The sequence below is a fragment of the Streptosporangiales bacterium genome, assembly GCA_009379825.1.
In the GTDB taxonomy this organism is placed as follows: Bacteria; Actinomycetota; Actinomycetes; order Streptosporangiales; family WHST01; genus WHST01.
On sequence record WHTA01000146.1, the window covers coordinates 1 to 6,229 of the forward strand.

The 6,229-nt window shown below is 72.6% G+C and carries 8 protein-coding genes and 1 pseudogene; all 9 read left to right on the top strand.

All coding sequences use genetic code 11. The features are described 5' to 3' along the window. Window positions 1–74: 74 nt before the first annotated feature. The 9 genes and pseudogenes from GEV07_30430 (at window position 75) to ssb (ending at window position 6,163) form a co-directional block, all read left to right on the top strand. Complete coding sequence (locus GEV07_30430; protein ID MQA06829.1) at window positions 75–524, top strand: hypothetical protein; 450 nt, start codon at window positions 75–77, stop codon at window positions 522–524. A 2-nt stretch (window positions 525–526) separates the two neighbouring features. Then, window positions 527–1,516: a hypothetical protein gene (locus tag GEV07_30435; GenBank protein ID MQA06830.1), complete on the top strand. Its 990-nt coding sequence runs from the start codon at window positions 527–529 to the stop codon at window positions 1,514–1,516. A gap of 113 nt (window positions 1,517–1,629) precedes the next feature. Further along, window positions 1,630–3,846 carry a cell division protein FtsK gene (locus tag GEV07_30440; GenBank protein MQA06831.1) on the top strand — a complete coding sequence of 739 codons (2,217 nt, stop codon included), beginning with the start codon at window positions 1,630–1,632 and terminating at the stop codon, window positions 3,844–3,846. A 176-nt stretch (window positions 3,847–4,022) separates the two neighbouring features. Further along, window positions 4,023–4,211: pseudogene (locus GEV07_30445) on the top strand (hypothetical protein). Window positions 4,212–4,297: 86 nt separating this feature from the next. Continuing rightward, window positions 4,298–4,495, top strand: a complete 198-nt coding sequence (locus GEV07_30450; GenBank protein MQA06832.1) for a hypothetical protein — start codon at window positions 4,298–4,300, stop codon at window positions 4,493–4,495. Between the two features lie 138 nt (window positions 4,496–4,633). Continuing rightward, window positions 4,634–5,095, top strand: a complete 462-nt coding sequence (locus tag GEV07_30455; protein ID MQA06833.1) for a hypothetical protein — start codon at window positions 4,634–4,636, stop codon at window positions 5,093–5,095. After that, the gene (locus GEV07_30460) at window positions 5,092–5,280 is read left to right on the top strand and encodes a hypothetical protein (protein MQA06834.1); all 189 of its coding nucleotides are present in this window, start codon (window positions 5,092–5,094) and stop codon (window positions 5,278–5,280) included. The genes GEV07_30455 and GEV07_30460 overlap by 4 nt, the downstream gene beginning before the upstream one ends. A 50-nt stretch (window positions 5,281–5,330) precedes the next feature. Continuing rightward, window positions 5,331–5,615 carry a hypothetical protein gene (locus GEV07_30465; protein ID MQA06835.1) on the top strand — a complete coding sequence of 95 codons (285 nt, stop codon included), beginning with the start codon at window positions 5,331–5,333 and terminating at the stop codon, window positions 5,613–5,615. Window positions 5,616–5,650: 35 nt separating this feature from the next. After that, entirely contained in the window at window positions 5,651–6,163 is a 513-nt protein-coding gene (gene ssb / locus GEV07_30470; protein MQA06836.1) for a single-stranded DNA-binding protein, read from the top strand. The last annotated feature ends 66 nt before the right edge of the window (window positions 6,164–6,229 follow it).

Consider the following 6,229-nt stretch of genomic DNA (forward strand, 5'->3'; position numbering starts at 1 on the left):
GCCGAGCTGCGCGACGAGTCCCGCGAGCCATCGACACAGACGGCATACGTCAACGAGCTGATCGGGGGACTGTCATGACGGTCTACGTCGAGCACACCTCCCCGCGCACCGACCTGCTCTGGACCCGGCTGTGGGCCGACAGCGCCAAAGAGCTGCAACAGCTCGCGGCCAAGCTCGAGGTGGCATGTACGCCGCGCCGCCGGGCCATCCTGATCGGCGCCATCCCGGTGCGCATCCGGCCGCGCGACCCCGAGCCCCACGTGCCGGCGGAGGTGGCTGGCATGACCGAGCCCCCCATCATCGGCGACGCCGGAGCCGCGCGGAACCTCGACCGCGACGGCCACCGGCTGCTCGCCGCGATCCATCGCCTCACGCCGCGGCAGGCGTGCGACGCGCTGGCGTTCCTCGCCGGCTACCACCAGGACGCGACCGAGCAGGCCCTCACCTACGCCACCAGCAGCAGCCAGCAGGCCACCGAGCAGGTCGCGGTCGTCGAGCTGACCGAGTTGGAAGAGGCAGCGTAGCCATGACCGAGCCCGCACCGGTGTCGACCAAGGCACAGCGACTCGTCGCCGCAGCACGCCAGGCCGCCGAGCTGCGGTCGTATCGCACCCACCCCGATGTCGCCGCGCTGCGGATCGAACGCGTCCGCACCGCAGTGGACGCGCTGGTGTGGAGCGGGATCGTGCTTGGGCTGGCGTTCACCATGAGCAATGTCGCCCAGTTCGCCGCCCAAGGCGCGGCCGCGTGGAGCGTGCCGTGGGTGACCGCGTGGCTGCTCGACCCCATGGTCAGCCTGTGCCTGATCGGGGTACTGCTCGCGGAGTCCACGCTGGCCCGGTACCAGCTCAAGGCCGGCCGCTGGGTGCGCGCGGCGAAGTGGGGGCTGCTGCTCGCCACCTACGTGATGAACACCTGGCAGTCCTGGGCTGCCGCCGACCTCGCGGCGATCGTGCTGCACTCCGTGCCGCCGCTGGTGGTGTTCGTGATGGCCGAAGCGATCACCGACCTCCGCGACCGGCTCACCGACGCCGTCCTCGCCGCCCACCGCTTCGCCCGCGCCCACGCCACCATCGCGGCGGACCCGACCACCACAGACCTCGACCCGGTCGACGAGCAGCCCGGACCGCCCACCGAGTCCACCAGCGAAGACCAGCCCGTCGTGGACCCCGCCGCGGCCGCCCTGGACCCGCTGCCGAGCCAGGGCCAGCCACCGGTGGAGACCACTGGTGAGGACCGCTCCGCCGAGTCCACGGCGTCGGAACCAGCGCCGGGGACCAACGGCGCGGGACCGGATGTCTCGGACCTCCTCGAGCCCGGCCGGCGGGTCCGGGACCGGCTGGCCGCCGCGGGCCAGCCGCTGTCACGGCGGTCGCTGATCGCCGGCCTGCGCGAGGACGGCCACGGCGTCGGCACCGCCCGCGCCAACGCCCTCCTACGCCTACTCATTGCCGAACCGACCGACGAGACCGCCGACGGCGATTCGGGCGCCACAGCGGCGTCTGAGGCCGCCTGAGAAGGGACACCACAAGCATGAGCACCCGCGACCATCTCCCGTTCGGCAACGAACCCGACGAGAACGACCGGACCAACCGACAAACCCCAGAAGAGACCAGTGGAGAGCGGCCGATGCTGCGGCCCGTCCCGGACCCACCACCCGCCGGCGACGGCGAGGCGGACCCGGCCGTCGACACCGACGCGGCACGCGAGGAGGACCACCCCACCGCCGCTGGTCCCAACCCCGCCGCAGCCAGAGACCACACGGACGCGGTCCGCGGCGGCGGTCCCGACTCCGGCGAGGACGAGGGGGACGAGGACCAGCCACAGCCGGTGGACCCGCCACAGGAGCGGCAGCGCCGGGACCTGCCAACCCGCGCCCGGGCGGAGGAGAAGCGGTCCCCGGTGCTGCCGCCGTGGCTGCGCGACTGGCAGGAGCTGCGGCTCCTGGTCGGCTGGCTGGCCGGCTACGTCTGGCACAAGCTCCGCTACCACGGCGCCCGGATCCCGGTGTATCTCCTGCGGCTGGCTGGCTATACCCCGCGCGGCATCGCCCGCACCCTCCGCGCCGTCAGCGGCTGGTTGTCGGACGCGGAGGCAGCACCGCTGCGGCGCGAGGCCGTCGACCGCAACGCCTTCGATGAGTACATGCACCTGGCGAAGCTGCGCCGGGACCGGCTCACCTTCCGGAGCATGCTCGCCGCACCGCCCGCCATCGTCGTCGTGGTCGTGCTGGTCACCGCGCTTACCGCGGGTGTGCTGGTCACCGCCGCGGCGCTGGTCGCCGCGGCGGTGGTGTTCGGGTTGATCGGGGCGCCGGCGGACAAGCCCGTCTTCGGCCGCGCGGTCGCGACCGCGAAGGCACCCCGGTTGACCAGCGACCTGATCGTGCGCGCCCTGGCCGCGCTGGGGATCGCGCAGATCAACGCCGCCGTCGGCCCCAAGGGCACCGGGATCTCCTTTCCCGCACCGATCGTCCGCGACGGGCCCGGCTGGCGCGCGGAGATCGACCTGCCCTACGGGGTGACGGTCACCGACATCATGGACCGCCGGGACCGGCTCGCCTCCGGGCTGCGCCGCCCCCTCGGCTGCGTGTGGCCGGCGGCGGCGACCGATGAGCATGAGGGCCGGCTGGTGCTGTGGGTCGGCGACACCGACCTGGCCAAGGCCAAGCCCGCGGCGTTTCCGCTGGCCAAGCAGGGCCAGGCGGACCTGTTCGGCCCGATCCCGTTCGGCACCGACCAGCGCGGCCGCCCGGTGACGTTGCCGCTGATGTTCGCCAACATCCTCATCGGCGCAATGCCGCGGATGGGCAAGACGTTCGCGCTGCGGGTGGTCCTGCTGGCGTGCGCGCTGGACCCGACCGCGGAACTGCGGCTGTTCGAACTCAAGGGGACCGGCGACCTCGGACCCCTGGAGCCGGTCGCGCACCACTACGCCTCCGGCGCCGATGACGAGACGCTGCAGGCCTGCATGGCCTCCCTGCGCGAGATCCACAAGGAGCTGAACACCCGCGCGAAGACCATCCGCAAGCTCCCCCGCGACGTGTGCCCGGAGAACAAGGTCACCCCCGACCTCGCCGCGAGACGGTCCCTGGGCCTGCACCCGATCGTGGTCGCCATCGACGAGTGCCAGGAGCTGTTCTCGCACCCGGATTTCAAGGACGAGGCGGACCGGCTTGCGACCGCGATCATCAAGCGGGGACCAGCAATGGGCATCATGCTGGTCCTGGCCACCCAGCGGCCGGACGCGAAGTCGCTGCCCACCGGTGTCAGCGCGAATGCCGGGATCCGGTTCTGCCTGCGCGTGATGGGCCAGGTCGAAAACGACATGGTCCTCGGCACCAGCATGTACAAGAACGGGGTCCGCGCGACCACGTTCACCGCCAAGGACAAGGGCATCGGCTACCTCGTCGGCGCCGACGACGACCCGATCATCGCCCGGTCCTACTACATCGACGGGCCCGCCGCCGACAGCATCGCAGCCCGCGCCCGCAGCCTGCGCGAACGCGCCGGCACGCTGTCCGGCCACGCCATCGGCGAGGTCACCACCGACGAGGACGCGCAGCGGCACAGCCTGATCGACGACCTCGCCGCCGTCCTCGCCGCCGGCGAGGACAAGGTCTGGTCCGAGACCCTCTGCGACCGCCTCGCCGGCCTCCGCCCTGACATCTACGACGGGTGGGCGCCGGCGCAGCTTGCCGCCGCGCTCAAGCCCTACGGCATCACCACCCGACAGGTCTGGGGCACCGACCCCGCCACCGGTGCTGGCCGCAACCGCTACGGCGTCCACCGCGCCGACATCGTCACCGCCATCCGCAACCGGCAAGGAGGCCAAGCAGACGACTGATCCCTAGCCACCCGTCCCGCTAGACCTAGCGGGCCCGCTAGCACCACCACAACACCGCTGACCACTAGAGACGCCCGTCTAGCGGTGCTGGCCCCGTGCGCCCGTTAACCACCCACCGGAAAGGCCGACCCGTGACCTCCCTCCACCTCGCCGCTAGCGACAGCGACCTCGCCGGCCTGGGCGTGGTCATCGTCGCCGCGCTCGTGGTGGCCGCCGGCTACGCCGCCTCGTGCGTGCTGTGGCCGTTCGCCGGCTGCTGGCACTGCGACGGCACCGGCCAACACCGCTCCCCCACCGGCCGCGCCTGGCGGCCCTGCCGACGCTGCCGCGGCACCGGCGCCCGCGTCCGCGCCGGCCGCCAACTCGTCACCGTCATCCGCCGCAGCCACCACCGCGCCACCCGCCCCGCCCGGCCCCGGCTGCGCAGCCACACCTGGAGGGACACCCACAAATGATCACCACCGGCCTGCTCGCCGGCATCGCCTACGGCGACCGCCGCGACCACGCCCGCCGCGTCTGGGCGCTGGCCCCGGACTACCTGCACGTCCTCGGCCGCGTCCTCGACACCGACGGCTGGCAGGTCCACCACGGCGAACTGCTCTGCCGCCACTGCACACCCGACACGCACCAGGAAGGACAGCAGTCATGAAGAAGGCACTCGTCTGGTTCGCCGTGATCCTCGTCGTCGTCTGGGTCATCAACCAACCCGCCGACGCCGCCGGCCTCATCGACAAGGTCTTCACCGCCGTCACCACCCTCGGCACCTCCCTCTGAACGGAACACCACCATGCCCACCACACACCAGCACCCCACCCCGCTCGCGTTCGACGAGCTCGTCGCCGAACTCCGCGCGTGGGCGACAGGCGACCTCGGCCTCGAAGCCGCCGTCAACCTGCTCACCGCCCACCGCAGCTGGCTGGCCCGCCGCGACTTCCGCGACACCTGCGTGGTCGCGACACCCGGCCACCTCGTCGACGACTTCGACCTGGCCCGGGTCTGGCTGGACTTCGCTGCTGCGGCGCGGGTCGCCGACGGCGGCCAGCTACCCGCCTCCGACAGCGAACGGCAGATCCTCGCCCTCGCCGCCGGACTCGCCGGCTACGCCACCAGTCGGCCACTGCACGACCTGATCACCGGCCTCGACCAGCACAACACCGGCCTCGTGCTCGACGCCATCGCGCACACCGCCGGCCGACCCGCGGCCAGCCAGGCCTACCGGGTCACCGGATCCGTAGAGGAGGCGCAATGAACCACGACGCCAGCAGCGACCACGCCGCGGAAGCGTTGCGGCTTATCCAAGTCGTCGACCGCGGCGTCGGCGACCCACACGCGGTCCCGGCAGCGCAGGTGCACGCCACCCTCGCCGTCGCCGTCGAGCTCCGCGACGTCGCCGACCAGGTGCGCAACCTCGCGTCCAAGACGGGAGGGCCATGAGCACCCCGAGCCCCGAGCACCAGGCACCCCCGGCCGGCAGGGGTGGTCGCGTGAGGTACTGGCCACACGGCACCACCCACGTCCGCGTCGACCAGCTCGCCGTCGGCGACGCCGTCGTCGTCCCCGGCACCGGTGCGTACCGCATCACCCGGCTCGTCACCGCGCGGCCGCTGGGGCTGGTCGCGGTGCTCGGCTGGGACGACCTCGCGCTCATCCTCCGCCCCGGCAGCAGCCGCCACCGGCTCAACCCCGCCCCCGACGCCGTCTGGCACCGGCCCGCCGCACCGGAGGCGGCGGATCCGCCCATCCGCGACCAGCAGCACCAGCTGGCCTAACCCACCCACCCATCACCGAAGGAGAACGAGCACTGATGATGACCGAGAACACGACCACCATCGCCGGCAACCTGACCGCCGACCCTGAGGTCGCCTACACCACCAGCGGCGTGCAGTACGCGCGGTTCACCATCGCGCACACCCCACGCCGCTTCGACCGCGACACCGGCAGCTGGGTCGACGGCGAGGCGCTGTTCCTCCGCGCGGTCGCCTGGCGCGACCTCGCCGAGCACCTCGCCGAGTCGCTGCACAAGGGCCAACGCGTGATCGCCTGCGGGCAGCTGCGGCAGTCCACCTGGGTCACCGACACCGGCGAGAAACGGTCCGTGATCGAGCTGCACGTCACCGAGATCGGCCCCTCACTGCGGTTCCACACCGCCGAGGTCGCCAAGGCCGCCCGCACCAGCACCCCCGAACCCGCCGACCCCTGGGTCACCACACCCACCCCGACCGAGCAGCCCCAGCCCGCCACAGCCGCAGCCGGCAACGGCAGCAGCAGCGGGTCGGTGCCGGGGTTCACCGACGAGCCCGTGAAGCCACCGTTCTGACCCCAACCGGGTGACCCGGCCGCCAGCGACACCGCGACCGGTCGGGTCACCCACCACCACCGGACC

Coding starts and splice junctions, on each gene's coding strand:
- ssb (MQA06836.1), top strand. CDS start 5,651: ATGATGACCGAGAACACGACCACCATCGCCGGCAACCTGACCGCCGAC.
- GEV07_30455 (MQA06833.1), top strand. CDS start 4,634: ATGCCCACCACACACCAGCACCCCACCCCGCTCGCGTTCGACGAGCTC.
- GEV07_30430 (MQA06829.1), top strand. CDS start 75: ATGACGGTCTACGTCGAGCACACCTCCCCGCGCACCGACCTGCTCTGG.
- GEV07_30460 (MQA06834.1), top strand. CDS start 5,092: ATGAACCACGACGCCAGCAGCGACCACGCCGCGGAAGCGTTGCGGCTT.
- GEV07_30435 (MQA06830.1), top strand. CDS start 527: ATGACCGAGCCCGCACCGGTGTCGACCAAGGCACAGCGACTCGTCGCC.
- GEV07_30440 (MQA06831.1), top strand. CDS start 1,630: ATGCTGCGGCCCGTCCCGGACCCACCACCCGCCGGCGACGGCGAGGCG.
- GEV07_30450 (MQA06832.1), top strand. CDS start 4,298: ATGATCACCACCGGCCTGCTCGCCGGCATCGCCTACGGCGACCGCCGC.